General features: G+C 53.8%; 32 protein-coding genes. 7 read left to right on the forward strand and 25 right to left on the reverse strand.

Features of this window, described 5'->3' with window-relative positions:
* The first annotated feature begins 64 nt into the window (after positions 1-64).
* The gene (locus F552_RS0112555; protein WP_245546688.1) at positions 65-1,255 is read left to right on the forward strand and encodes a BaiN/RdsA family NAD(P)/FAD-dependent oxidoreductase; all 1,191 of its coding nucleotides are present in this window, start codon (positions 65-67) and stop codon (positions 1,253-1,255) included.
* Between the two features lie 31 nt (positions 1,256-1,286).
* Here F552_RS0112555 and tatC read toward each other — a convergent pair whose 3' ends face one another.
* The 25 genes from tatC to F552_RS21115 form a co-directional block, all read right to left on the reverse strand.
* Positions 1,287-2,012 carry a twin-arginine translocase subunit TatC gene (gene tatC / locus F552_RS0112560; protein ID WP_018152101.1) on the reverse strand — a complete coding sequence of 242 codons (726 nt, stop codon included), beginning with the start codon at positions 2,010-2,012 and terminating at the stop codon, positions 1,287-1,289.
* Positions 2,009-2,548, reverse strand: a complete 540-nt coding sequence (tatB, locus tag F552_RS20105) for a Sec-independent protein translocase protein TatB (protein WP_018152102.1) — start codon at positions 2,546-2,548, stop codon at positions 2,009-2,011. Before tatB ends, tatC begins: the two co-directional genes overlap by 4 nt.
* Before the next feature lie 68 nt (positions 2,549-2,616).
* Complete coding sequence (gene tatA / locus F552_RS0112570; RefSeq protein WP_018152103.1) at positions 2,617-2,862, reverse strand: Sec-independent protein translocase subunit TatA; 246 nt, start codon at positions 2,860-2,862, stop codon at positions 2,617-2,619.
* Between the two features lie 58 nt (positions 2,863-2,920).
* Positions 2,921-3,253, reverse strand: a complete 333-nt coding sequence (locus tag F552_RS0112575) for a histidine triad nucleotide-binding protein (RefSeq protein ID WP_018152104.1) — start codon at positions 3,251-3,253, stop codon at positions 2,921-2,923.
* Positions 3,254-3,313: 60 nt separating this feature from the next.
* The gene (locus F552_RS0112580; RefSeq protein ID WP_018152105.1) at positions 3,314-3,649 is read right to left on the reverse strand and encodes a phosphoribosyl-ATP diphosphatase; all 336 of its coding nucleotides are present in this window, start codon (positions 3,647-3,649) and stop codon (positions 3,314-3,316) included.
* Complete coding sequence (gene hisI, locus F552_RS0112585) at positions 3,636-4,061, reverse strand: phosphoribosyl-AMP cyclohydrolase (protein WP_018152106.1); 426 nt, start codon at positions 4,059-4,061, stop codon at positions 3,636-3,638. The genes F552_RS0112580 and hisI overlap by 14 nt, the downstream gene beginning before the upstream one ends.
* Positions 4,062-4,109: 48 nt before the next feature.
* A complete protein-coding gene (gene hisF, locus F552_RS0112590; protein WP_018152107.1) occupies positions 4,110-4,880 on the reverse strand; it encodes an imidazole glycerol phosphate synthase subunit HisF in 771 nt (256 codons plus the stop codon).
* Between the two features lie 54 nt (positions 4,881-4,934).
* Entirely contained in the window at positions 4,935-5,675 is a 741-nt protein-coding gene (gene hisA / locus F552_RS0112595; protein ID WP_026182685.1) for a 1-(5-phosphoribosyl)-5-[(5-phosphoribosylamino)methylideneamino]imidazole-4-carboxamide isomerase, read from the reverse strand.
* Between the two features lie 21 nt (positions 5,676-5,696).
* Complete coding sequence (gene hisH, locus F552_RS0112600) at positions 5,697-6,347, reverse strand: imidazole glycerol phosphate synthase subunit HisH (RefSeq protein ID WP_018152109.1); 651 nt, start codon at positions 6,345-6,347, stop codon at positions 5,697-5,699.
* Between the two features lie 5 nt (positions 6,348-6,352).
* Positions 6,353-6,946 carry an imidazoleglycerol-phosphate dehydratase HisB gene (gene hisB / locus F552_RS0112605; protein ID WP_018152110.1) on the reverse strand — a complete coding sequence of 198 codons (594 nt, stop codon included), beginning with the start codon at positions 6,944-6,946 and terminating at the stop codon, positions 6,353-6,355.
* 8 nt (positions 6,947-6,954) lie between these two features.
* Entirely contained in the window at positions 6,955-8,028 is a 1,074-nt protein-coding gene (gene hisC / locus F552_RS0112610) for a histidinol-phosphate transaminase (protein ID WP_018152111.1), read from the reverse strand.
* Positions 8,029-8,132: 104 nt separating this feature from the next.
* Positions 8,133-9,440, reverse strand: coding sequence for a histidinol dehydrogenase (hisD, locus tag F552_RS0112615; protein WP_018152112.1), 1,308 nt, complete (start codon positions 9,438-9,440; stop codon positions 8,133-8,135).
* A gap of 21 nt (positions 9,441-9,461) precedes the next feature.
* Positions 9,462-10,103: an ATP phosphoribosyltransferase gene (gene hisG / locus F552_RS0112620; RefSeq protein WP_018152113.1), complete on the reverse strand. Its 642-nt coding sequence runs from the start codon at positions 10,101-10,103 to the stop codon at positions 9,462-9,464.
* An 8-nt stretch (positions 10,104-10,111) separates the two neighbouring features.
* The gene (locus F552_RS20570; RefSeq protein ID WP_156802312.1) at positions 10,112-10,486 is read right to left on the reverse strand and encodes a hypothetical protein; all 375 of its coding nucleotides are present in this window, start codon (positions 10,484-10,486) and stop codon (positions 10,112-10,114) included.
* An 18-nt stretch (positions 10,487-10,504) separates the two neighbouring features.
* Entirely contained in the window at positions 10,505-11,758 is a 1,254-nt protein-coding gene (gene murA / locus F552_RS0112630; protein ID WP_018152115.1) for a UDP-N-acetylglucosamine 1-carboxyvinyltransferase, read from the reverse strand.
* A 174-nt stretch (positions 11,759-11,932) separates the two neighbouring features.
* A complete protein-coding gene (locus F552_RS0112640) occupies positions 11,933-12,178 on the reverse strand; it encodes a BolA family protein (protein WP_018152117.1) in 246 nt (81 codons plus the stop codon).
* A gap of 14 nt (positions 12,179-12,192) precedes the next feature.
* Positions 12,193-12,948: an ABC transporter permease gene (locus tag F552_RS0112645; protein WP_018152118.1), complete on the reverse strand. Its 756-nt coding sequence runs from the start codon at positions 12,946-12,948 to the stop codon at positions 12,193-12,195.
* A complete protein-coding gene (locus F552_RS0112650) occupies positions 12,945-13,850 on the reverse strand; it encodes an ABC transporter ATP-binding protein (RefSeq protein ID WP_018152119.1) in 906 nt (301 codons plus the stop codon). Before F552_RS0112650 ends, F552_RS0112645 begins: the two co-directional genes overlap by 4 nt.
* Before the next feature lie 127 nt (positions 13,851-13,977).
* On the reverse strand, positions 13,978-14,712 hold the full coding sequence (locus tag F552_RS0112655) for an MlaA family lipoprotein (RefSeq protein WP_018152120.1): 735 nt from the start codon (positions 14,710-14,712) through the stop codon (positions 13,978-13,980).
* Between the two features lie 73 nt (positions 14,713-14,785).
* The gene (locus F552_RS19330) at positions 14,786-15,085 is read right to left on the reverse strand and encodes an STAS domain-containing protein (RefSeq protein ID WP_018152121.1); all 300 of its coding nucleotides are present in this window, start codon (positions 15,083-15,085) and stop codon (positions 14,786-14,788) included.
* On the reverse strand, positions 15,082-15,693 hold the full coding sequence (locus F552_RS0112665; RefSeq protein WP_018152122.1) for an MlaC/ttg2D family ABC transporter substrate-binding protein: 612 nt from the start codon (positions 15,691-15,693) through the stop codon (positions 15,082-15,084). Before F552_RS0112665 ends, F552_RS19330 begins: the two co-directional genes overlap by 4 nt.
* Before the next feature lie 37 nt (positions 15,694-15,730).
* Positions 15,731-16,201, reverse strand: coding sequence for an outer membrane lipid asymmetry maintenance protein MlaD (gene mlaD, locus F552_RS0112670; RefSeq protein ID WP_018152123.1), 471 nt, complete (start codon positions 16,199-16,201; stop codon positions 15,731-15,733).
* A 1-nt stretch (position 16,202) separates the two neighbouring features.
* A complete protein-coding gene (gene mlaE / locus F552_RS0112675) occupies positions 16,203-16,982 on the reverse strand; it encodes a lipid asymmetry maintenance ABC transporter permease subunit MlaE (RefSeq protein ID WP_018152124.1) in 780 nt (259 codons plus the stop codon).
* Complete coding sequence (locus tag F552_RS0112680; protein ID WP_026182688.1) at positions 16,979-17,791, reverse strand: ABC transporter ATP-binding protein; 813 nt, start codon at positions 17,789-17,791, stop codon at positions 16,979-16,981. Before F552_RS0112680 ends, mlaE begins: the two co-directional genes overlap by 4 nt.
* Before the next feature lie 378 nt (positions 17,792-18,169).
* On the reverse strand, positions 18,170-18,259 hold the full coding sequence (locus F552_RS21115) for a two-component regulator propeller domain-containing protein (protein ID WP_169333599.1): 90 nt from the start codon (positions 18,257-18,259) through the stop codon (positions 18,170-18,172).
* Here F552_RS21115 and mshL point away from each other — a divergent pair.
* From mshL to F552_RS0112710, 6 genes are all read left to right on the forward strand, one after another.
* On the forward strand, positions 18,227-19,795 hold the full coding sequence (mshL, locus tag F552_RS19335) for a pilus (MSHA type) biogenesis protein MshL (RefSeq protein WP_245546689.1): 1,569 nt from the start codon (positions 18,227-18,229) through the stop codon (positions 19,793-19,795). The two genes, F552_RS21115 and mshL, sit on opposite strands and share 33 nt — an antisense overlap.
* Positions 19,792-20,460 carry a hypothetical protein gene (locus tag F552_RS0112690; protein WP_018152127.1) on the forward strand — a complete coding sequence of 223 codons (669 nt, stop codon included), beginning with the start codon at positions 19,792-19,794 and terminating at the stop codon, positions 20,458-20,460. The genes mshL and F552_RS0112690 overlap by 4 nt, the downstream gene beginning before the upstream one ends.
* Complete coding sequence (locus tag F552_RS0112695; protein WP_018152128.1) at positions 20,450-22,144, forward strand: GspE/PulE family protein; 1,695 nt, start codon at positions 20,450-20,452, stop codon at positions 22,142-22,144. The genes F552_RS0112690 and F552_RS0112695 overlap by 11 nt, the downstream gene beginning before the upstream one ends.
* Before the next feature lie 2 nt (positions 22,145-22,146).
* Complete coding sequence (locus F552_RS0112700) at positions 22,147-23,349, forward strand: type II secretion system F family protein (protein ID WP_033375527.1); 1,203 nt, start codon at positions 22,147-22,149, stop codon at positions 23,347-23,349.
* A 2-nt stretch (positions 23,350-23,351) separates the two neighbouring features.
* Positions 23,352-24,803 carry a hypothetical protein gene (locus F552_RS0112705; protein ID WP_018152130.1) on the forward strand — a complete coding sequence of 484 codons (1,452 nt, stop codon included), beginning with the start codon at positions 23,352-23,354 and terminating at the stop codon, positions 24,801-24,803.
* A 119-nt stretch (positions 24,804-24,922) separates the two neighbouring features.
* Positions 24,923-25,423 (forward strand): hypothetical protein, encoded by a 501-nt coding sequence (locus tag F552_RS0112710; protein WP_156802314.1) that lies wholly within the window; start codon positions 24,923-24,925, stop codon positions 25,421-25,423.
* Positions 25,424-25,433: the final 10 nt, after the last annotated feature.

The raw sequence follows: 25,433 nt of genomic DNA on the forward strand, positions 1-25,433 counted from the left end.
TGGTGCGCCATGGTTCGGGTCGGTACAATAGCAACTCCAAATTCAGTCAAAAAGTGATGTTGTGGTGAAAAACAAAGTCGTGGATGTCGTGGTCATTGGCGCAGGTGCAGCCGGGATGATGTGCGCCGGGGTTGCCGGACAGCGGGGACGTCGTGTCCTCCTGATTGATCATGCCGAAAAACTGGCCGAGAAAATTCGTATCTCGGGGGGCGGCCGCTGCAACTTCACCAATCTGCATACATCTCCTCAGCAATTCTTGTCCGAGAATCCGCACTTTTGCCGCTCTGCATTGGCCAGATATACCGCGCAGGATTTCCTGAAACTGGTACAAGCCTACGGTATCCGCTGGCATGAGAAACACAAGGGGCAGCTGTTTTGTGACGAGAGTAGCCAGTCCATCATTGATTTACTGGCCAGTGAATGTGACAAGGGGGGCGTGGAATGGTGGATGCCAAGCACCGTACTGGATGTGACCCAGCAACCACTTGGTCACTGGCTGATCAGCACCGATAGAGGCCTTGTGGAAGCCACATCAGTGGTGATTGCGACAGGCGGGATGTCGATTCCCAAAATCGGCGCAACTGACTTTGGCCTGAAGATAGCAAAAGCCCAAGGCCTGAAGCTGATTGATCCGCGACCTGCACTGGTTCCGTTGACATTCTCCCCGGAGACCTGGGCACCCTTTGTGGCGCTGGCAGGGGTCTCATTGGAGGTTAATATTACCTCTTCGCAAGGTGGCGAGTTCCGTGAAGACTTGCTATTCACCCACCGGGGCTTGTCCGGGCCCGCCGTACTGCAGATATCTTCTTATTGGCAACATGGAGATCAGCTCGAAGTCGACCTGGTACCGGATGTGGCATTGGAAGATTATCTTGTCGAGCATAAACCGGGTAACCGCCAACATGTGGCCAATGTACTGGCACATCTGATGCCTCGCAAACTGGCAGAGTTCTGGGTGACCAATGCGGGACTGGAGGGCAAGCACATGGCCGATGTCAGTGATAAGGCCTTGCGTAGCCTGGCAAATTCCTTGAAACACTGGAAGATTACCCCCAATGGTTCCGAAGGTTTCAAGAAAGCGGAGGTCATGCGGGGCGGGGTAGATACGCGACAGCTAGATTCCAAAACCATGATGGCCAAGCATCGGCCGGGGCTGTATTTTGTAGGCGAGGTCATGGACGTTACCGGCTGGCTGGGGGGGTATAACTTCCAGTGGGCCTGGGCGAGTGGTCAGGCAGCCGGTTTGGCAGTCTGACTATCGGCAGGATGGTCAGACGTTAACAGGATTAACTGGCAGTCTTGGGTTTCACCAGCACGAAAGCGGCCAGAATGCCAGCCTCGTACAGTAGCCACAAGGGAATGGCCAGCATCAGTTGGGATGCAACATCCGGCGGGGTGACCACCGCTGCAATCGCGAAAGCCGCGACAATGATATATGGACGCACTTCGGTCAGCTGCTTGACGCTGACGACCCCGATCTTGGCCATCAGCACGACCGCCACCGGTACTTCAAAAGTCAGCCCGAACATGAAGAACATGTTCAGGATAAATTCGAAATACGTGCCTGAATCCGGCATCCAGCGCATGTTGGGGGGCAGGATGCTGGCAATAAACTTGAACACCATGCCAAAGACAAAGAAGTAGGCAAAGCACATTCCCAGCAGGAACAGCAGGGTTGCCGAGATGATGAAGGGCAGCAACAGGCGTTTCTCGTGCGCATACAAGCCCGGTGCGACAAATGCCCAGATCTGGTAGAGGGTATGTGGCAAGGTCAGCACAAATGCAACCAGCGCCGATATTTTCATCAGTACCACAAACGGTGAAGTAATACCGGTTGAAATCAGGCCGCCCGGCAAGAATTTCATCAACGGTGCGGTCAGCAGAGTGTACAGGTTCTCAGAGAAGTAAATGGCAACCAGGAACACGACAGTAAAAACCGCCAGGGTTCTGACGAGGCGGTTTCTGAGTTCGATCAGGTGGGATAGCAGGCTTTCCGGGGCGTGCTCGGTCATGCGTCACTCTTTGCGCTGGTGGGAGTATCAAACAAGTCCAACTGGGTTTCTGTATAAGCAGGCGAAGTGTCTACCGGTTTGCTTTTCTGTGGAACAACCACGTCGGCTTCCGGTTGGCTGACCGCTGTCACCAGCGGTGCTGCTGCTACAGTCGTCTCAGTCACCTCTGGTTCAGGGCTAGGCGCTGCCACAGCCTGAGCATCGGTTGTGATTGTCGCATCGGGCAGCGGTGCATCCACTGTGCCATGTGTCACTTGATGAATATCATGCCGCAGTTGCTGTTCCGCTTCTGTCAGCGGGGCAATCATCTGTTGCCCGACTTCCTGCAACGACCGGCTGGTTTCTTCATGAATTTTGCGCAGCTCGGCCAGCTCGCCCTCTTTGGCCAGCTCCTGCTTCAGATTGGCTGCATGCATCTGCAACTGGCCGATCATTTTACCTACCATGCGGGCCACCTTGGGCATCCGTTCTGGCCCCAGTACCAATAAGGCGACAATGAAGATCACCATCAATTCGCCAAAACTGATGTCAAACATGATCTGGCACCTTGTATGTGCAACCGGGCAAGCCGGGTAAACGCATGGACATGGTCATGAGAATGCGGTTAATCCGGTTTCTTGGTGCTTTGGTCTTCAATGGTTTGCGTTTCTTTGCTGGCGGGTTTGGTAGTGTCATCCCCCTCGCCATTCATGCCATCTTTGAACCCTTTGACAGCCGAGCCAAGGTCCTTGCCCAGGTTTTTCAGTTTGCCGGTGCCAAAAATCAGCACCACAATCACCAGTAGAATCAATAGATGCTGAATGCTCAAAAAGCCACGTTGACGGGCTAGGGTATTGCGCTGGAATTTCATGTTCATACTCCTGATTCGGTAAGTTCAGTCATCCTGCCTTTGACAGGTGCTGTTCTGCTTATTTGACAACCGGGCCGCCACCATAGACGTGAATGTGCAGGTGGAATACTTCCTGGCCACCGGCAAGGCCGGTATTGATGCTGGTCTTGAAACCGTCACCCAAGCCGTGCTCACGGGCCAGCTTGGGCACCAGCAGCATCATTTTCCCGAGCAGGGCTTCATGTGCCTCGGTCACTTCCAGCATGGAAGCCACATGCAGCTTGGGGATGATCAGAAAATGTACGCGTGCCGCTGGGCGAATGTCATGGAATGCCAACAGTTCGTCGTCTTCGTAAATTTTGTTGCAAGGGATCTGGCCTGCTGCAATTTTGCAAAAAATACAATCCGTCATGGCGTGTCCTGTGTCATCAAAGGGGATGGTTTCTGTCTATCTACAAGTAATTGTTCAGTGTCAGCCGTCTTTACGGGCGGCTTTTTCTGCCAGGCCGGAAAGACCTTCTCGCCGGCCTAGTTCGTTGACGACATCGACAGGGGAGAGTCCATGCTGTGCCAGCAGGACCATGGTATGAAACCACAAGTCTGCTACCTCATAAACAATGTGTTCCTTGTCGGCATCCTTGGCTGCCAGCACCACTTCTGTCGCTTCTTCACCAATTTTCTTCAGGACTGCATCAGGTCCTTTGGCGAACAGCTTGGCCACATAAGAGCTGTCTGGTGATGCGGTTTTGCGCGCATCAATGGTGGCTGCCACCCGCAATAAAACATCATTCAACTCAGCGTTTTCCATGGTCATGGCCTTTATGATCTGCACCATATATCTGGGCTGGATCTTTCAATACTTTATCAACGGCTTGCCACTGGCCCTCTTTCAGCACAGAGAAAAAGCAGCTTTCTCTGCCGGTATGACAGGCGATGCCGCCTTCTTGTTCAATCTGCAGCAAAATAACATCTCCATCACAATCAAGACGGATTTCGCTGACGCGCTGGAAATGGCCGGATTCTTCGCCTTTATGCCATAGTTTGCTGCGAGATCGGCTGAAATAGTGGGCGGTGCCTTTTTCGGCCGTCAGGCGCAAGGCTTCCGCGTTCATCCACGCCACCATCAGGATGCGTCCTGTCTTTTCATCCTGGGCGATGGCCGGCACCAATCCATCGGCGTTCCAGCTTACCTGTGTTAACCAGTCAGGGTTCTGTGTCATATCAAGAAATGTATCCGGCTTGGTGTGAATCTGTCGTTGGCAGCTTGCTTACAATCGTACTTCGATACCAGCTGCACGCATGGCTTCTTTGGCTTGCTGAACCGTGTATTCGCCAAAGTGGAAAATACTGGCTGCCAGTACCGCATCAGCGTGACCTTCCAGTACGCCGTCGACCAAATGCTGCAAATTGCCAACGCCGCCGGATGCAATGACCGGAATATTGACGATGTCGGATACCGAACGGGTGAGCGGCAGGTTAAAACCGATCTTGGTGCCATCACGGTCCATGCTGGTCAGCAGGATTTCTCCTGCGCCCATGGCTTCCATTTTCAGCGCCCATTCAATGGCATCCAGCCCGGTATTTTTGCGGCCACCATGGGTAAAGACTTCCCATTTCGGGAATTCTTCACTACCGGTGTTTTTGGCATCAATCGCCACCACAATGGCTTGGGAGCCAAATTTTCCGGCTGCGTCTGCGACCAGCTGCGGGTTGGTGACGGCAGAGGAGTTGATGCTGACTTTGTCTGCGCCGGCATTTAACAGTCTGCGGATGTCTGCAACTTCCCTGACCCCGCCGCCAACCGTGAGCGGAATGAAAACCTGGCTTGCCACATCTTCAATGATGTGCAAAATCAGGTCGCGGTTATCCGAACTGGCCGTAATATCCAGGAAAGTCAGCTCATCGGCGCCTTGCTCCTGATAGCGGCGCGCAATTTCTACCGGGTCCCCTGCATCACGCAAGCCGACAAAATTGACACCCTTGACCACGCGGCCGTCAGTGACATCCAGACAAGGGATAATGCGTTTAGCTAATGCCATGTTTCCTGAGGGCTGCATTTGTTATGCAGCACACTTCCTAAAGTAGGTTGTCGATCAGAGATCGGATAACTCGTCCGCCAGGTTTTGAGCGCTGGCAAAATCGATGGTGCCTTCGTAGATGGCACGACCGGTAATGGCGCCAGAGATGCCTTCGCCTTCTACTTCGCACAGGCGACGGATATCATCCAGCCCGGTCAGGCCCCCAGAGGCAATCACCGGAATGGTCAGGTGTTGCGCTAGTCGCACAGTGGCTTCAATGTTGACACCGGTCAGCATGCCATCGCGACCGATATCGGTATAAATGACACCTTCCACACCATAGTCCTGAAAGCGACGGGCCAGGTCTACGACCTCATGCTTGGTGATCTTGCTCCAGCCGTCGGTGGCCACCATGCCATCCTTGGCATCCAGTCCCACAATGATGTGGCCCGGGAAAGCATCGCAAGCTTCGTGCAGGAAGCCCGGGGTTTTTACCGCAGCCGTGCCGATGATGACGTAGCTGATCCCGGCATCCAGGTATTTCTCGATGGTTTCCAGATCACGGATACCCCCGCCGAGCTGTACGGGCATGTCACCCGCCTCGGCCAGGATTTCCCGGATGGCGGGCAGGTTTTTGGGTTTACCGGCAAATGCACCATTCAGGTCGACAACGTGAAGGCGACGTGCCCCCTGGTCGCGCCAGTGCTTAGTGGTTTCACCAGGGTTTTCAGAAAAAACGGTCGACGCATTCATGTCGCCTTGTTTCAGGCGAACGCACTGTCCATCTTTTAGGTCAATAGCAGGAATTATCAGCATGATCGAATCACGTGTGAGTTGTTAGGAGGACGACTTGCCGTCCCAGTTTACAAAATTACGGTACAACTGCAGGCCAGCCGTATCGCTTTTCTCCGGGTGGAACTGCACGGCAACCAGTTGCCCTTGTGCGACTGCACCACAGAAAGTAAATGGATAGTCCGAGACGCCGATCACCAGATCGGTATCTGCCGGGTGCACAAAGTAACTGTGCACATAGTAAAAACGGGCATTGTTTTCAATGCCTTGCCAGATCGGGTGCTGGCGCACCTGTTTGACATTGTTCCAGCCCATGTGCGGCACTTTGAGTTTTTGCCCGTTTTCGTCGATCATCAGGGCGGCAGGGAAGCGCAAGCTCCGGCCTTTGAAAATGCCCAGCCCGGTGGTATCGGCTTCTTCACTGTGTTCAAACAGCATTTGCATGCCGACACATACACCCAGAAATGGCTTTTCCCTGGCGGCGGTTTCTACCACCGCACGCAATCCGGATTCGTTCAGGTTTTTCATGCAATCGCGCATGGCGCCCTGACCGGGGAAAACCACTTTGTCTGCAGACGCCACAACATCCGGGTCATGCGTCAGGACGACTTCATGGCCATCGGCAACATGTTTGACGGCCTGATAGACAGAACGCAGGTTACCCATACCATAATCGACAATGGCAATTTTTTGCATTTGACTCATCCTGCCAGTGTCCCTTTGGTGGAGGGCGTAATGCCTGCCATGCGCTCATCAAAGGCAACAGCCATGCGCAGTGCGCGGCCAAATGCCTTGAAGACGGTTTCTGCCTGGTGGTGGCTGTTAACCCCGCGCAGGTTGTCGATATGCAAGGTCACTGCCGCGTGGTTGATGAAACCGCGGAAGAACTCCAGAAACAGATCGACATCAAAGGTGCCAATGGTGGCCCGGGTAAAGGGGATGTGATACTCGATGCCGGGGCGTCCAGACAGGTCAATCACGACACGCGACAGGGCCTCGTCCAGTGGGACATAGCTGTGTCCGTACCGGGAGATTCCCTTTTTGTCGCCCAGTGCCTTGGCAAACGCCTGGCCGAAGGTAATGCCTACATCTTCGACGGTATGATGCGCATCGATATGCAAATCGCCAGTGGCTTTGATATCCAGGTCGATCATGCCATGCCGGGCGATCTGGTCCAGCATGTGATCAAAAAAGGGAACGCCGGTATCCAGTTTGGAGACGCCGGTGCCATCCAGATTGATCGTGATCGTGATCTGGGTTTCCAACGTGTTTCGCGTGACGGTTGCTTGACGCATAGTGGGGCTCAACTTGCAAAAAAATCAGAAATGGCGGCTAGCAAGACTGCATTTTCCGCATCGGTGCCGGTAGAAATGCGAATGCAGTTTTCCAGCAGCGGATGCCAGTTATAGGCCTGACGAACCAGAATCTTGCGCTCGCGCAGGTACGCATGCAGCGCCTGTACTCTGGGGCATCGCACCACAAACATATTGGCCTGGGACGGATAGACCGTCAGTTCCTTGAACTGCCGGAGCTTGTCGATCAGGTTATCCCGAGCGGTTACCACCTCATCTACCTGTGCCTGAATCGCATCATAGTGGTCGAGCATGAACTCGGCGGCGACCTGGGTCAGGGTGTTGATGTTGTATGGCATGCGCAATTTGTCGAGTTCGACCAGCCATTCCGGCCGCCCGACCAGGTAGCCGAGCCGCAAGCCTGCGCCACCAATTTTGGAGAAGGTGCGCATGATCAGCAGGTTCTGGTGTTCATCCAGTAAATGCAGCAGCCGATGGCTGGCAAATGCTTCATACGCTTCGTCAATCACGACCAGACCAGGTGTAGCACGGATCAGGCGTGACACGTCTTCTGCACTGATGATGTTGCCGGTAGGGTTGTTGGGCGGGGTGATGAACAGCAGTTTAGGCTGGTGCTCTTGGATGGCTGCCAGCGTGCGTTCCACATTGACGGAGAAGTCTGCGTTTAGCTCGACACCGATATAGTCCAGACGCTGGGCGCGGGCGGCAATGCCATAGACCACAAATGTGGGTTCCAGTGCCATGACCTTGACACCATCCCCTGCAATGGCCTGGATCAGCAAGGCAATGCATTCGTCAGAGCCGTTGCCAAACAGGATATCGTATTGGTCAGACAGGCCCAGGTGCTGTTTCAGCCGGGCCTTGAGCTGACTTGCCGCTCCATCCGGATAGCGGTTCAGCTCGACTGCAGCCAGTTTTTCTGCCAATGCCTGTCTGAGTGATTCGGGAAGCGGATGCGGGTTTTCGTTTGCATCCATCTTGATACAACCAGTGCTATCGTGAACCTGATAGGCTTTTTGTGCTATCACGTCTGCGCGGATGACGGATGCCGGAGTAATGGACATAGCCAGGACTTCTTTTGGGTCAGTAGTGTACGGGATAGGTTTGATTGTAACAGATCATGTCAAATAGGGTAGGTTTCTAGTCGACATGGCTGCAACAACCGTCATCATGCCTCAGCTCTTACACGCAAGCGTGCGGCCAGTGCGTGGGCCGGCAAGCCTTCGCCAGTCGCAAGGGTGTCGGCAATCTGTCCTAGCTGATGTGCACCATCGGCTGATACGCAAATCAGACTGCTGCGTTTCTGGAAATCATACACGCCCAGAGGGGATGAGAAACGCGCGCTGCGAGCCGTCGGCAGGACATGATTCGGACCTGCACAGTAATCACCCAGCGATTCTGAGGTATAGGCGCCCATGAAGATGGCACCTGCATGGCGAATCTTGCTTACCAGCTGGTGCGGGTCAGCGACCGATAGCTCCAGATGCTCCGGGGCGATCTGGTTGGCAATCTCGCATGCCTCATCCAGGTCTGCTACCTGAATCAAGGCACCACGGTTGCCGAGGGATGCACGGATGATGTCTGCACGTGGCATGCCGGGCAGCAGCTTTTCAATGCTGGCTTCGACCTTGGCAATATAGTCTGCATCCGGGCAGAGCAAAATGGCTTGCGCCACTTCATCGTGTTCTGCCTGGCTAAACAGGTCGATAGCTACCCAGTCCGGGTTGGTGTGACCATCACAAATCACCAGAATCTCAGAAGGACCCGCTACCATGTCGATGCCGACCTGACCAAAAACCTGGCGTTTGGCGGCTGCAACGTATGCATTGCCCGGGCCGGTGATTTTATCGACAGCCGGCACGGTCTCTGTCCCGAAGGCCAATGCCGCGACCGCCTGCGCACCACCAATGGTGAATATCCGTGTTACGCCGGCAAGCCAGGCGGCTGCCATGACACGGTCTTGTTCTGCACCGCCACGCAGCGGCGATACCATGATGATTTCCGGTACCCCCGCGACATGTGCGGGGATCGCGTTCATGATGACGGAAGACGGGTAGGCTGCCGTTCCACCTGGCACATAAATGCCGACGCGGTCGAGGGGGGTGATCTGCTGGCCGAGCAGAGTGCCGTCTTCATCTTCATACTGCCAGGATGGCTGTTTTTGGTGCTCATGATACTTGCGTACCCGTTCGCAGGCCGTCTTTAGGGCGTTCTGTTCTTTGGTTGGCAGGCGTTCATAAGCGGCTTTCAGATCTGTCTGGGTGACTTCCAGATCGGCCATGCTGGTCGCGGAGAGCTTGTCGAAGCGATTCGTGTATTCTACAACTGCTGCATCACCACGGTGTTTCACATCGGCCAGAATGGCCGCTACCCGCTGTTCGATTTCAGGTGAAAGCGTGGCATCAAATGACAGCAATTGCTGGAGTTGTTGTGCAAAGTCGGGCTGTGCGGCACTGAGTTTACGAACGGTCGTCATGATGGTTTCTTAAAATGAAGGTCAGTCTTGTTTAATGGCACTGGCAAAAGCATCAAGGATGGGCTGGATGCGGTCACGTTTGAGTTTGAGTGCAGCCTGGTTGGCGATCAGGCGCGAGCTCACTTCGTAGATGTGTTCAACCGCTTCCAGGTCGTTGGCTTTGAGGGTGCCGCCAGTGCTGACCAGATCCACAATGGCATCGGCCAGCCCGACGAGCGGAGCCAGTTCCATTGAGCCGTACAGCTTGATCAGGTCTACGTGTACGCCTTTGGCGGCAAAGTGTTTGCGGGCAGAATCGGTATACTTGGTGGCTACCCGCAAACGTGCGCCCCGTTTGACCGAGCCTTCGTAGTCAAAGCCCTTGCGTACGGCCACCATCAGCTTGCAGCGGGCAATATTCAGATCCAGCGGCATATACAGGCCGTTACCACCGTGTTCTTGCAGGACATCCTTGCCGGCAATGCCCAGATCCGCGGCCCCGTATTCCACATAGGTAGGCACATCCGACGCGCGGACAATAATCAGCCGTACGTCTTCGCGGTTGGTCCCGATAATGAGCTTTCTGGATTGCTCCGGTGCTTCTTGAGGCACAATGCCCGCCGCAGCCAGCAGGGGGACGGTTTCTTCAAAAATGCGACCTTTGGACAGCGCTAAAGTAATCATGGTTTCAATCAGTAATATATCCAGATGGCACAAAACAGCAAAAGTGCCAGTAACAAAATAAATGGCAAGGTGCTTGCCAGCAAGGCTTGCTGCAGCTGCTTATGCAAGGCTGCTACCTGCATGTGTTCAGGGCCGGATCTTGCAAAGAGACCAAGCTGGGCAATGGCCTGCTGTGCGGTCTTTCTGTGCCTGAACTTGCCTAACAGGACACGGCGGCCAATGAGTTCATACAGCGTGCTTTCCGTCTGCATGGTGCGCAGGCGAAAAGCAGACTTCCTGAATTTCTCGGCGACTAGCGGAGACTCGGCCTTGTGGCTCAAAGTTTCCAGCTCGGCTATTTTTGCCTCGAGGCCTTGCGAGACCGTCTCCGCGCGTGTTGGCAACTTCAAAAGTCCGCGCTCTTAGCGGGTACGTTCAATTTTTGCGCCAACACCGCCCAGTTTGTCTTCAATGTGCTCGTAGCCCCGGTCCAGATGGTAGATACGGTCAACAATGGTTTCACCTGACGCAATCAGACCGGCAATGACGAGCGAGGCCGAGGCACGCAGGTCGGTTGCCATGACGGTCGCGCCGGACAGGCCGGTCACCCCGGTCACAATGGATGTATTACCTTCCACGTTGATGGTGGCGCCCATGCGGCGCAGCTCTGGTACATGCATGAAACGGTTTTCAAAAATGGTTTCGGTCACCAGCCCCGTGCCTTCCGCAACGGTATTCATGGCCATGAACTGTGCCTGCATGTCGGTCGGGAAAGCCGGGTAAGGCGCTGTCCGGATGGTGACGGCTTTGGGGCGGTTGTTCATGACAATGCGAATCCAGTCGCTACCAGTGGTGAGCTCTGCACCGGCTTCGCGCAGTTTGTCGAGAACGGCATCCAGTGTGTCTGGGCGTGCGTGTGTCAGTGTGACATCACCGCCCGTCATGGCCACGGCGCACAGGAAGGTGCCCGCCTCGATGCGGTCGGCAATGACGGCGTGTTCCGTGCCATGCAGTTTTTCGACGCCTTCGATGGTCAGCGTGCTGGTACCAACGCCGCTGATTTTTGCACCCATCTTGATCAGGCATTCGGCCAGATCAGTGACTTCAGGTTCCTGAGCGGCATTTTCAAGAATGGTGGTGCCTTCTGCCAGCACGGCTGCCATCAGCAGGTTTTCCGTACCGGTTACGGTCACCATGTCGGTCACGATGCGGGCACCCTTCAGGCGCTTGGCGCGTGCATGAATATAACCATGCTCGATGGTGATTTCTGCACCCATGGCTTCCAGACCCTTGATGTGCTGTTCGACAGGGCGTTCGCCAATCGCACAGCCACCAGGCAGGGAGACGCGCGCTTCGCCAAAACGGGCGACCATCGGTCCCAGCACCAGAATGGAGGCGCGCATGGTTTTGACCAGCTCGTATGGTGCTTCCAGTTTGTCGATGTTGGCGCAGGTCAGTTCAAATTCATGCACGTTATCGGTCATGACCCGTGCGCCCATGCCTTGCAGCAGCTTCTGGATGGTATGGACGTCTTTTAGTTGCGGGACATTGGTCAGCCGTAGCGTGTCTGCCGTCAGCAGAGAGGCACACAAAATAGGCAAGGCGGCATTTTTGGCGCCAGAGACACGAATCTTGCCGTTGAGCGGGCCATTACCGGTAATTTTCAGTTTGTCCATGTTATTCCTGTATCAATTCTATCAATATCGCTCAAGGCCAGAATCGCCAGATCAGATAGGCCACCAGGGCAATCACGAAAGGCAAATTGGACAGCAGGATCAGTCCGGCTAGAGATCCATCTTTTTTCGGTTGCTTGTCTGGCTCGTTGTCTGATCCGGACTGCTTCTGCATGGTTACTGGCCGTTGGCGGCTGCCCATTCAGACGGGCTGTAGGTTTTCATCGAAAGCGCATGAATCTCTTCACGCATCCGCTCTCCCAGTGCCTGGTAGACGCGCTGATGCTGCTTGATTCTGGAGAGGCCGGTAAATGCCTCGCTAACGATAATGGCTTCAAAATGATGCCCATCACCTTTGACGTCCAGCACGTCGCATGGCAGACCGGCGGCAATATAATCTTGAACTTGTTGTGGAGTTACCATAATGACTTACATCCTCAGTGGCGTAGCTTGTAGCCTGTTTTGATCAATTGCAGTGCAATCACTGTCAGTACGAATGTGCAACCACTGACAACCGCCAGGCTTTGCCAGACAGGGACATCTGATGCACCGATAAACCCGTATCTGAAGCCGTCAATCATATAAAAAAACGGGTTCAGGTGGGAAAATTGTTGCCAGACTTCCGGCAAGGAGTGAATCGAATAGAATACTCCGGCGAGGAAGGTCAGCGGCATGATGATAAAGTTCTGGAAGCCTGCCAGCTGGTCGAATTTTTCTGCCCAGATCCCGGCGATCAGTCCCAGAATGCCCAGCATGATGCTGCCTAGCAAGCCGAACAGAATCGACCACAAGGGGTGGGGCAGGGAAACAGGAACAAACCAGATTGCGACAACAAAAACACCTGCACCAACGACGAGGCCGCGAACAACCGCCGCCAGGACGTACGCCATGAAGAACTCGAAATGCGAGAGTGGCGGCAGCAAAATAAAGACCAGGTTGCCGGTAATCTTTGACTGGATCAGGCTGCTGGAGGTGTTGGAGAAGGCATTCTGCAGCATCGCCATCATCACCAGGCCCGGAACGAGAAAGCCATTGTAAGGCACGCTGTTATAGACTTTCACGTGGCTGCCAATGGCATGCCCGAAAATGGTCAGGTATAGAAGCGCAGTAATCACCGGCGCCAGAATCGTTTGCAGACTGACTTTCCAGAAACGCAATACCTCTTTGTAGAACAGGGTGTAAAAACCGGTCATGATTGTGATTCCTGCATCAGGCGGACAAAGGCATCTTCAAGTGATGCTTCAGGCAAGGAAATGTCTTTGATCTGCCGGCCAGCCATTCTGACCAGCGACATGATGTCTTCCAGTTCGCCCAGGTTATCCAGAGTGAAATGGAAAGTATCTTTATCCTGCGACTTGCAGCGAGACCGCAACTGTTCCGGCAGTTCAGCCGAGTCCAGACGCAGATGAAGTTCACGCTTGCCAGTCTTGTTCAGGAAATGGGTCTTGTCATCCAGCGCAAGGATACGACCTTGCTTCATCATGGCAATCCGGTTACACAGTGTTTCGGCTTCTTCCAGATAGTGGGTGGTCAATACGATGGTATGGCCTTCGCGGTTCAGGCGCTGGATGAATTCCCACAAGGATTGCCGTAATTCGACATCCACGCCAGCGGTTGGCTCGTCCAGTACGATGACCGGTGGTTTGTGAACCAGCGCTTGAGCCACCAGTACGCGACGTTTCATGCCGCCAGACAGGCTACGCATGTTGACATTGGCCTTGCTGGTCAGTCCCAGATTTTCCAGTAGCTCATCAACCCAAGCGTCATTATGCTTGAGGCCAAAGTAGCCGGACTGGAAGACCAGGGTTTCCCTGACAGTAAAGAAGGGGTCAAAGACCAGCTCTTGCGGCACCACGCCAATGGCACGTCGGGCATGACGGTAATCGCTAACAACATCATGGCCCATGACCTGAATATGGCCGCTGTCAGCGCGAGTTAACCCGGCCAGTATGGAGATAAGCGTCGTTTTTCCGGCACCGTTGGGGCCGAGGAGGGCAAAAAACTCACCTTGATTGACGGTAAACGAAACCTGATCAAGGGCTTTTAGAGAGCCAAAGCTTTTGCTGATGGACTGAATATGGATAGCTGCCGACATGGGGCAATGAACCTGAGCGCCAAATGGGCTATTGTACCTGATTTATAAGCCGAATTTACGTGCGTGCTCGGGATTTATTGTTGCATTTGCTGCCAGGGTTTCTGGTCTTCTGGCAGCAGTCCTGATTTTATGGGGTGACTTCTGAAGCCGGAGCTTCTGGTGTCGGGCCCGGATCGTCTTCCAGTGGTGCGGGTTCAACCTGCCCGATAATCTTGTTTTGTCTGCCTTGCAGGTAAGTGCTTCTGACAAAAGCATATTCATCCGGTCCACTGGACTCCAGCAAGCTATCAACGCCCAGAAGTTGAGCCCGGGCATCCAGCACCCTCACCGGATTGATTTTGTCCCTGGTAGACGCTTCCGGCGAGATGTGCTGATACAGGGCAATGTTGGCTACAATATCAGAGCTATCCCGCAGTGTTGTGCTGCCAAAGAAAGGGAGGACCAGGTACGGGCCTGAGCCGAGTCCCCATTTTCCAAGCGTCTGGCCGAAGTCGGCGTCGTGTTTTTCAAGCCCCACTTTGCTGGCAACATCCACCAGACCGACAACACCGACCGTTGAGTTGATGACAATGCGTCCCAGGTCACTGGCTGTCTGGTCCGGGTGTCCTTGCAGCAGGTTGTTCAGGCTGACAAAAATATCTCCAATATTATTGAAGAAATTGTGAACCCCCGTTCTGGCAGGTCTTGGCACTACCGCCGCATAGCCTTGGGCCAGCGGCTTGAGAGCAGCTTTGTCAACGGCAGAGTTGAACCGGTAAACCTGACGATTCAGCCCCTCAAGCGGGTCCCCCTGGTTTTCGGGTGTGGCACACCCTGCGAGCAGGAATGAACAGCATAGGGTAACTGGCAATAATCGGCGCATGATATTCAAGTAAGTCAATGTTTGGTGAGGGGGCTGCTACTACAATTACATTAGCACGTGTGTTTTCTGCAGGCTAGGGTGCCAGGCAAAGCATTTCTTCCACGTGATACAACGCGACCAGTTGCAGCAAGGCGTCGGACGGCGAGGTGATCTTGAGGGGAAGATTGTATCTCAGCGCGAGACGTTTTGCATGGAGAAGCAGGCTGACAGTGGCCGAGTCTACTTTGGTTGCTTTGGCGCAATCCAGTTCGACAGAAGACCCGGCCAGACTGGCCAGGCCTTGTTCCAGCGAGGAAGCCAGCTTGCTAATGACGGCTAGCGAACTGTCTTCCGGCAGGAAAAATGTATTACCTGTCTGTGTCAGGGCAGTCATGGTTTGGCTTGCGGTTGCTGGTTTTTACTGGCCAGTTCCTTGATCAGGCCATCAATGCCGCTTTGCGTGACGACTTGGGAATAACTGCTGCGTTGCGCCGTGACAATAGAGCGACCTTCGGCGATGACGTCATAAACTTTCCATGTGCTGCCATTGCTGGCCATGTGATAGTCGACAGGAATGGCGGCTGCACCCGAGCGATTGACGACGGTTTTGACCATCACGTCTGTGCTGGTATCCGGGTCCTGAACCGGCTTGACGGTAATGTTGTCCACCTTGGTCGAGGTCAGTACATTGGAGTACGTCTGGATCATTAGCGTCTTGAATTCTTTAGTCAGGCTGGCTTGTTGGGCCGGGGTGGCGGAACGCCAGTTTTTGCCTACGACCAGTGCAGTCATGCGGGTGAAGTCAAAATACGGCAATAACTTCGCAGTGACTTGATCCCTGACCAGTTTTTCGTTGCCGGGCTTGTTATCCCGTTTCAGAATGGTCAGGACATCCTGGGTGGTGGTTTTGACAAGGTCTTCTGCCGGATGGGCGTAAGCCGCTACCGAGACAAGACAGGCTGCGCCAGCCAGTAACCGGGTCATGTATTGAGTGTTCAGCATGTGTTTTCCTGAATTCGATAATAATGTTGCTTTGATGCTATTGAGATGCTTTAGTTTCGGCCGCTTTGTCCAGCATGAACTTGCTGATAAGCTGTTCAAGTACCAGCGCGGATGACGTAATGCTGATGGTGTCGCCGTTTTTCAGCATGGCTTCATCGCCACCTGTCTCAAGTCCTACATACTGTTCACCCAGCAGGCCTGCGGTCAAAATGTCTGCAGAACTGTCTTTGCTGAAGTCAATGCCCTTAAACAGGAGAATGGTCACTTCTGCCTGATAGCGTTTCGGGTCGAAGCGGATGTCGGCAACCCGGCCAACCACCACGCCAGAGCTCTTGACTGGTGCATTGAGTTTGAGTCCGCCAATGTTGTCAAATCGTGCAATGACGCTGATACCATCATCCGACGTAAAACTGCTGGGGCTGCTTACCCGCAGGGCCAGAAAAATCACGGCAGCAATACCCGCTGCGACAAAGATTCCTACCCAGATATCAATGGTAGAACGGTTCATGTTAGTTTCCTTGAAACATCAGTGCGGTAAGTACGAAGTCCAGCATCAGGATGACGACTGAGGACGTGACAACAGTGCGGGTGGTTGCGGCCGAAACCCCTTCTGCGGTTGGTTGGGCGTCATACCCTTCAAATACGGCAATCAACGACACGGCAATGCCGAATACCAGGCTTTTGATGCCGCCATTGACCAGGTCATAATGAAAGTCGACATTGGCCTGCATTTGCCCCCAGAAGATCCCATTGTCAATGCCGATGAGGGGGACCGCAATCAGGTATCCGCCAAAAATGCCGACCACATTAAAGAGAGCCGCCAGCAAAGGCATGGAGAAAACACCTGCCCAGAAGCGAGGTGCCACCACACGGGCGACTGGTTCAACGGCCATCATTTCCATGGCGCGTAGCTGTTCGGTTGCCTTCATCAGGCCGATTTCCGCCGTGATGGCTGAGCCAGCGCGGCTGGCGAACAGCAGCGCAGCCAGTACCGGGCCCAGTTCGCGTAGCAAGGACAGTGCGACCACTGTACCAACGCCGTCTCCGGAGCCAAAGCGTTTGAGCACTTCATACATCTGCAGGCCAAGCACCATACCGACAAACAGCGCCGAAACACCGATGATGACCAGCGACATGACGCCAGTAAAATACATCTCGCGGATGGTCAGATGAAAGCGGCGGAAACTGGTGCCAGACTGGGTCAGCAAAAAGCCCATAAACCGGGCTGCAAACCCAAGACGAGCCAGTGAGCGGAGGGTGATCCTGCCAAGCCATGCAAAAAAATTCATTGTTTGGCGCCCAATCCCAAGTCGGAAGAATAATCGTTGGCGGCGATATGGAAAGGAACCGGGCCGTCCGGTTCTGCATGAACAAACTGATGCACAAACGCATCTGACGAATTGGAAATGTCAGCAGGCGTGCCTTCTGCAACCAGTTTGCCGGCAGACATGAAGTACACATAGTCGACGATTTTCAATGACTCGGGAATATTGTGGGTGACCAGGATCGAACCGGTACCCAGTGCGTCATTCAGTTCTTTGATCAGGTTGGCAATGATACTCAGAGAGATCGGATCCAGACCTGTGAAGGGTTCGTCATACAGCATCAAAAGCGGGTCAAGTGCAATGGCCCTTGCAAGCGCTACCCGTCTGGCCATCCCCCCCGACAGTTCATGCGGCATCATGCGGGCAGCGCCTCGCAATCCGACGGCATGCAGCTTCATGAGGACCAGGTCTTTGACCATGTGTTCGGGTAGCTGAAAATGTTCCCGCAGCGGAAATGCAATATTGTCAAAGACATTTAAATCCGTGAACAGTGCGCCAAACTGAAACAGCATGCCCATTTGTTTACGCATCGCGTATTGATCGGCATGACTTTGTCCCAGTGTGGACTTTCCCCGAAAGCGAATATCTCCGCTTTGTGGTTTTAATTGCCCGCCAATCAGTCTTAGTAAGGTGGTTTTCCCGCTACCACTGCCACCCATCAGAGCCGCTATCTGTCCTCGCTTAACATGTAGCGAAATATCTTGCAGCAAGGCAAGTTTGCCATATGAAAAGCAAACGTGGTCTAGCTCAAGCAGCGGCGCAGATGAAGTCAAAAGTTACTCCGGAGCAATATTGAAAGTGGATGACAATTTTACAGACATGGTGCGACCTAGCCAAGTTATTGAATTGTAAATAATAGTTTTTTTCATGGTTTTGTCATTTAACAACAGTTATTGGCAGATATTGCCATATCAGCAGGGTGTTTTCATGTAGTTTCATGACAAATAAATTTTTGATTGACGGCATAATGACATGTGTATATATTGCGCATCTTTTGAAAATACAATGTCATAAATATGAAGTCGTGTGCGGTACGCTTAACATCTGCTGCGGTGCTCATGCTGCTCCTGAGTGGCTGTGCGTCGCAGTCATTGCCTGTGGTCGATGGGCATCCTGCCCCTGCTACGGATATGCCATTAGCGCCGACATCATCAGCGATGCCTGACATTGTTGGTCCCAAGCCACAACCTGTGATCCAGCAAGAACGCATGAACGTGATTGTCAGCAAGGCCCCGGTTCATGATTTGCTGTTTGCCCTGGCGCGTGAAGCAAACATGAATGTAGACATCCAGTCAGGCGTTGATGGCCTAGTCACCCTGAATGCTATCGACCAGACCTTCCCGCAAATTCTGGCCAGAATCTCAGAACAAGTCGATATCCGCTATGGGTTAAAGCATGGAACCCTGGTGATCGAGCCTGATACCCCTTTCCTGAAAAATTACCCCATCGATTATGTCAATCTGAGCAGAACGGCAAAGGGAGATGTGTCCATCTCGACGTCGATTGCCAGTCCCGGTAATGCTGGTGCAGCCAGTTTGAACAGTTCATCCACCGTCCTGACCAATACAGTCGAGCATAATTTCTGGCGGACGCTGACGGAAAATGTCCAGGCGATATTGCGGGAAGAGGATCGCCTGGTTGTGGTCAGCCGGGCTGTGAATACCAACCCGAGTGGTTCCAACAGCACAGCCAGTACACAAGCAGTGCCGGTGGGCAGTTCCGGGGCAATGCAGGTTCAGGCTGCAGCGGCACCGGCCAATCAGGAGGTATCAGTCAATGAGCGAGTCGTCAATGTGATCGCTAGCCCTGAAGGTGGGGTACTGGCTGTGAGGGCAACGGCCAGACAACACGAAAAGGTAAAGGCTTTCCTTGACAAGGTCATGCAAAGCGCGGGCAAGCAGGTGCTGATTGAAGCGACAATTGTCGAAGTGCTGCTGTCTAACGACTTCCAGGCCGGGGTGGACTGGAGCCGTTTGATGCAAGGCGGCAATGGATTCGGCATCTCGCAGCAACTCTCTGCTGGCAGGCTTTCTGCGGCGCCTGCTACTACGCTGACGTATAACAACAAGGATAACGCGCTGTTTTCCGGGCAGTTCTCGGCCACTATCCGTTTGCTCGAGTCGTTTGGCAAAACCAAGGTGTTGTCCAGCCCCAAGGTCATGGCCCTGAATAATCAGACGGCTTTGCTGAAGGTGGTGGATGAGAAGGTGTATTTCACAGTCACGCTGGATGAATCCCATAATGACAAAGGCGATATTACCGACCGGAAATATACCAGCGCCTTGCATACCATTCCTGTCGGCGTGGTCATGAGTGTAGTGCCGCAAATCGGTGAGGACGACCAGATTACGCTCAATATCCGTCCGACCATTTCGAGAATCACCGGTTACAAAGCCGATCCGGTGCCGCAATTGATGAATGCCAGTTTCCAGAATCTGGTACCGGAAATCCAGATGCGGGAAATGGAGTCCATCCTGAAGGTGCCTAACGGGCAAACCGTTGTACTGGGCGGGCTGATGCAGGACGAACTGATTTCTCAGAAAGATGGTGTGCCGCTATTAAGCCGTGTGCCCTGGATTGGTGACTTGTTTACCTATCAGAGTCAGACCAACACCAAAAGCGAGCTGGTGATTTTCTTGCGTCCGATGCTGGTCAATGGCGGGTTGAAACCCTCGACGCAGGCTGGTTATTCATCATTATTGCCTGACGCCAATTCCCTGGCCTCCCCTCAAGAGGTGCGCTCTCCTTCGACTATATTGTTTCCGGAGGGATCATGAGTGCAGTTGGAGACGATCGTCGTCCGGTTGTTAAGACAGAGATGAATCAGGCGTTACCCGCATGGGTACGGCCATCTGCCAGTGGGTGGCAAATGTCACGGCCGTTTTTGGCCTACGGTATTTTGTTGTTGGGTGCAGGCGTGGGTATTGGGTGGTTCTGGGCCGATTGGACGGAAATGATGGGGCTATCCACTCATGATGCGCACCAGACCGTTACTGCAGTTATGTCATCAGTAGTCAATCCTCAGCCTACGGTGGGACTGATGCCTGTTACCAAGGCTACGCAGCCGGTGAGTGGAGACGCATTTGCAGGCATCTCGCTAACAACCGAAGTGTCCAATACTTCGCAGAGCTTGCCTGCCACAAACGACTGGGTGCATGTTTTATCACGGCAAGAGCGTGCACATTACAAACAGCATACGCCACTTTCCACTTTGTTTGCTGCGTTTGCTGAGCGGGCCGATGACATATACAGCATGTCAGCCATCCCGGAGATGAGTGAAGAAGCGATACCCCGTGAAGTGGTGCAAACGCATTGGTGTGTTCACACCGGTCGGCCGGATGAGGCATGGGTGGTTTTGCCTTCCGCTATTTCCAGCGTATCTGAGGCGGGGTCTGATAGGGTAAGTCGCAATGACGGGGAGCTTGACCGCCATGGTTGCTAATGATGATCAGCGACTGGGCGGGAAATTATTGCAGCAAGGTGTGCTGACAGCCGATCAGCTGGGTATTGCCTTGAAGGAGCAGCAGCATTCCGGCTTGTTGCTGGGACAACAACTGGTGCATCTGGGGTTCGTGACTGACACGGCCATTCAGCAGGCACTGGAAGCGCATTTGGGTCATAAAGTGATTTTGATGCTGGACCGGGTCGTTGCGGATAATGACGCGCTGGCCCTGGTCCCGGAAGAGCTGGCCAGACGTTTAAAGGTATTCCCATTAAGTTGGGACGTGGCCAGCCAGGTACTGGTGCTGGCCATGCAGACCCCCTCAGACGTCATGGCCCAAGACCTGATTCAATCTCGGCTAGCACGGCCTGTCATTCTGGATGTCTATCAAGCAGCTGCATCAGATATTTTGGCCGCTATCGACATGCATTACGGTAACCAGAATTCTGTAGATGACATTGCTGATGAATTGGAACACAACGTATCGCATGATGTCTCTGGCCCCCTTTCCGAACAGCCCGTTGTAAGGTTGATTGATGCATTCCTGATGGATGCCGTGCGGTCACGGGCATCGGATCTGCATTTTTCGCCAGAGCAGGGCTTTATCCGGGTGCGCTACCGGATTGACGGTGTGCTACAGCAAGTCAGGTGTTTGCACAAGCGTCATTGGCCGGCCATGCTGGTACGGCTAAAAGTCATGACTGACATGAATATTGCGGAAACCCGGGCCCCTCAGGATGGCCGGATGTCCATGCTATTGCTGGGGAGAATGGTGGACTTCCGGGCATCCGTTTTCCCGACCCGACATGGCGAAAATGTCGTGTTAAGGGTACTGGATCGCTACAAAAAGCAATTGTCCCTATCCATGCTGGATGTGCCGGACTATCCCGAGTCGCAGCTAAAGGCGTTATTGCGACAGGTGAATGGGCTGATTCTCGTTTGTGGCCCCACGGGCAGCGGAAAAACCACCACCTTGTATGCCATGCTGGGCGAGCTTAGCCATATGGGGGTGCATATCATGACCCTCGAAGATCCTGTGGAATATCCGGTGCCCTTGATTCGGCAAACGTCGATCAGCGATGCCGTCAAACTGGATTTTGTTTCGGGGATCCGTGCCATGATGAGACAAGACCCGGACGTGATGCTGATTGGTGAGGTGAGGGATGATGAAACTGCCGCCATGTCTTTTCGGGCAGCGATGACAGGGCATCTGGTGCTGAGTTCTTTGCATGCGCATTCGGTTGTGGGCGTGATTGCCCGCCTCAAAGAGCTGGGTATCAGCCATGCCGCCATGGCAGGGCAAATCAAAGGCATTATTGCTCAGCGTTTGTTACGCAAACTCTGCCCTGTCTGCAAAACCGGTTATACCGCAAATGAAGATGAAATAGCCGCATTGGGTGTGTCGGGCGAGGGCGCTAGTCCAGTTTTGTTCCGTGCTGTTGGTTGCAGGCAATGCCACGGTACCGGCTATCAGGGGCGGTTTCCCTTGATGGAAGTCTTGATCATGGATGACGAGCTGGCTGAATGCCTGGAGCAGCAGGTCAGCCAGCTTCATCTGCATCGGATTGCTGTCAAGAAGGGCATGCAGACCTTGGCACGGCAGGCACAGTCCGCTGTGCTGCACGGGCTGACCTCGCTGGAAGAGGCATCCCGTGTGGTGGTGATATACCAAGGGATGGTGTAGCCATGCCTGTTTATCATTATCGTGCACTCAATGCGGGGGGGATGGTTGTGCGCGGGCAGTTGCATGCCGACACGCGACACGCACTTGAAGCCTATCTGCAAGCTGCCGGACTGGATGTGCTATCGGCCCGCAGAGCCTGGGTCAGCAAGTACAGTTTCAGGGGGTATCAGACCCTGAAGGTGGATGTATGTACTTTCCTGTTTCATCTGCAACGCATGCTGGATGCCGGCATACCCTTGCTAGCGTCGCTGGCATTATTACAGTCTCAAGCGTCTCCTGTGTTAAGTAGCAAGATTCTTTGTGTCCGGCAACGGGTAGAAAGTGGCGATCAGCTATCGACTGCGCTACACAAGTCTATTGCGCATATGGATGCTGTCACGATTGCGTTGATCCATGCTGGCGAGCAGGGAGGCCTGCTAACGAGCCTGCTGCTTCTGGCCGCCCGCCGTTTGCAAGCGCAGGAGAACCGCAGGCGCCAGTTGCTGACCCTGCTCTTGTACCCTCTGCTGACACTGGTGTTGACAGGAATGGCTCTTCTCGTGCTGTTGATAAAGGTGGTACCCGAATTAGCCCTCTTTTTAAGAAATCTGCAGATACCAGCCCCCTGGTACACACAGGGATTGCTCGGATTGTCGGGCATGATTGTGACCCATGGTGTCACGATCATGATCGTTTCAAGTGTATTACTACTGGTGCTGGGGGCTGCGTATCTGATGTTCCCCGTGTGCCGTCTATGGGTGGCTCATGGTGCTTTGAAGGTCTGGATACTGGGAAAGCTTAATCAAAAGGTCCAATTATCAAGATTCATTCATGCGCTGGGTGCTTTGTATGAGGCAGGTGTGCCCTTGCTGGATGCATTGGGCACCTCGCTGGCGGTTGTGACGAATCCGGTATTGAAGACCGGGTTGGCAACAGCCAGACATTCCATTGTGCAGGGCATGGGGTTGGCACAAGCCTTTGCTGGTGCAGGTTGTTTCCCTCCCTTGATGCGAGAGATGCTGCATGTTGGCGAGCAGACGGGCACATTAGCCAGCGCACTTCAGCATCTGCAGGCACTCTATGAGCAAGATATTCAGGCCACCGAGGCCAGACTGTTGGCCTTGATACAGCCCACTATCATGGTTCTGCTGGGTGCCATGCTCGGCTGGATGTTGATGGCAGTGTTTGGCGTGATTTATGACAACCTTGACCGCATGGTGCTGTAGCAATGGCACACTGGTATTTGCTGAGCGATGAAGCAGGGATGCAGGTATGGCGAAAACAGCATGCCAACATGCAGCAACACGCTTTTTACCCGGCGGATGATGCAGGCATCACCTCGTTCCGCTTTTTCCTGAACACACATGCACGTGACCGGTTTAGCTGGTTATTCGAGACAGCACAAGAGACCGTGCATCATGAACGCCTGCCGGCAATTGCCAGAAAACTGGCCACCCGGGTGTTAAACAGGCGGTTGCTACAGCGTTTTGCCACTGCAACCTATCGGATGAGCATTCTGCAGCAACCGTTCCTCACTGCAGATCACCAATGGTTGGGGCAATTATTGGTACTGGAAGAGGAGGGGGGCTTAGCACCCTGGGCAGCGTTGATTCAGGCATCCGCCATTCAAGTGGATACCATGCAGTCCGTATTTGGTGTGATGGCAAGGCCAAAGCTGCCTGTGCCGGTACCGTCGCATAGGCATGCGGTCTGGGTCGTGATGGAGAACCGCTATCTTCGCGTGCTTGTATATAGCGATGCCGGGTTGTTGTTGATCCGTAAATTACCAGCCAGTCTCGTGCAGGAACATACCAAGCTGGGTAAAGAAATTCAGAAAACCTGTGATTTTGCCTTTCAACAGGCAGGCATTGCCACCATAGCGGATGACGTGCCGGTATTGGTCTCTCTGGAAAGTGTGCGCGCCGCAGAAAGCCGGTTTGTGTTTGAGCAGTTAGGGTGGCAGATTGATGATCGACCGACGACCGGCCTGACGCCGCTTATGCTGCATGCGTTGGCTGACCTGCAAAACGAGCCGGGTTTTTTACCGGATGTTGCCAAGCAGATGCGCAAGCACAAGCAAGTGAAGCAACAACTATGGTGTGCTGCTGCTGCGCTCTTGCTCGTCCTGCTATTGGTCTCTGGGTTTGTCTATCAGCGTAGTCATGTCAAGCGCTACGAGCAAACGCGGCTTGAGCACGATTATGCAAGGCTGCTGACTCAGCCTGAGAGCAAGATCGCCTTGTTGGCCCCTGATAATGTTGATGTTGCCCAAGCCCAAGCGGTTGTTCAGACCGCGCGATTGTTAGCGCAATGGCCTGAACCTGCTGACATATTAACCAGGCTGAGTCAGGGAATTGCTGCTTTTCCCTCTATCCGGCTTGACGAAATCAACTGGCAGCTTGGGGTGGCAGACAAATTGCATACGTGGCCGCCACAGCAGATGAGTCTGGTGTTGCAGGGGCATTTTGTCGATGTTGCTTCAGATCTGACTGCGCATAATGCGCAGGTGGTCGGGTTGCAGTCGGCATTGTCTCGTCTCTTTCCCCAGACCAGCATCCTGATACTGAAATGGCCAGTGGATACCGGGTCCACGGTTGAAATTTCTAATGAAGCACTGCATGGAGACACAGCAAACCGCTTTTCCATGCAGCTAAACCATCCATTGATCAGCCGCAAATGAAACGACAGGCCACAGTCATCTCATGTTTGCCCGTGATTGCGAGTCTGGTTGTGCTTGCGATTTGCTTGTGCGCAGTCATCGGTTATGGGGCCTGGTATCAGACCCGTATTGATGAGCGAATGTCTGGCCTCAGAGTGCGCATAAAGGCGATTCAGTCTGCCCGGCTGGAGGCGAAGGCTCGCCAGCAATGGCTGCTGGCGCATCAGGGGGAGCTGAGCCGCTTAAGCAGTTATGGCTGGATGAGGCCTGAGTCACGCACCCTGTGGCTGCAACGGCTGGATCACTGGCAGGTACAGCACCCGTATGCACAGCTTGAGTACCATCTTTCTCCCAGACAGCCCGTGTCAGAAGGAGGGCTGGGAGGTTGGCAACCCGTCTTTACCCGCATGTCGGTATCCCTGCAGATTGTGCAGGAAGGGGAATGGTTTGACTTTCTGGATGCTATCCGCGGGACGGAAGGTACTGCAAAGGTGCATCAATGCCAGTTGCAGCGGCATGCGGCAGAAGAGAGGACGGCCTCCGAGATGGATGCACCTACCCTCTCTTTACATTGTGAAATTGACTGGTTTGGCGTTGAACGGTTACCCGCCAAGACCGGCACGCAGGAAGTCCTTCCTTGAGGCAGAAACA

It is taken from the genome of Leeia oryzae DSM 17879 (genome assembly GCF_000376945.1).
GTDB lineage: Bacteria > Pseudomonadota > Gammaproteobacteria > Burkholderiales > Leeiaceae > Leeia > Leeia oryzae.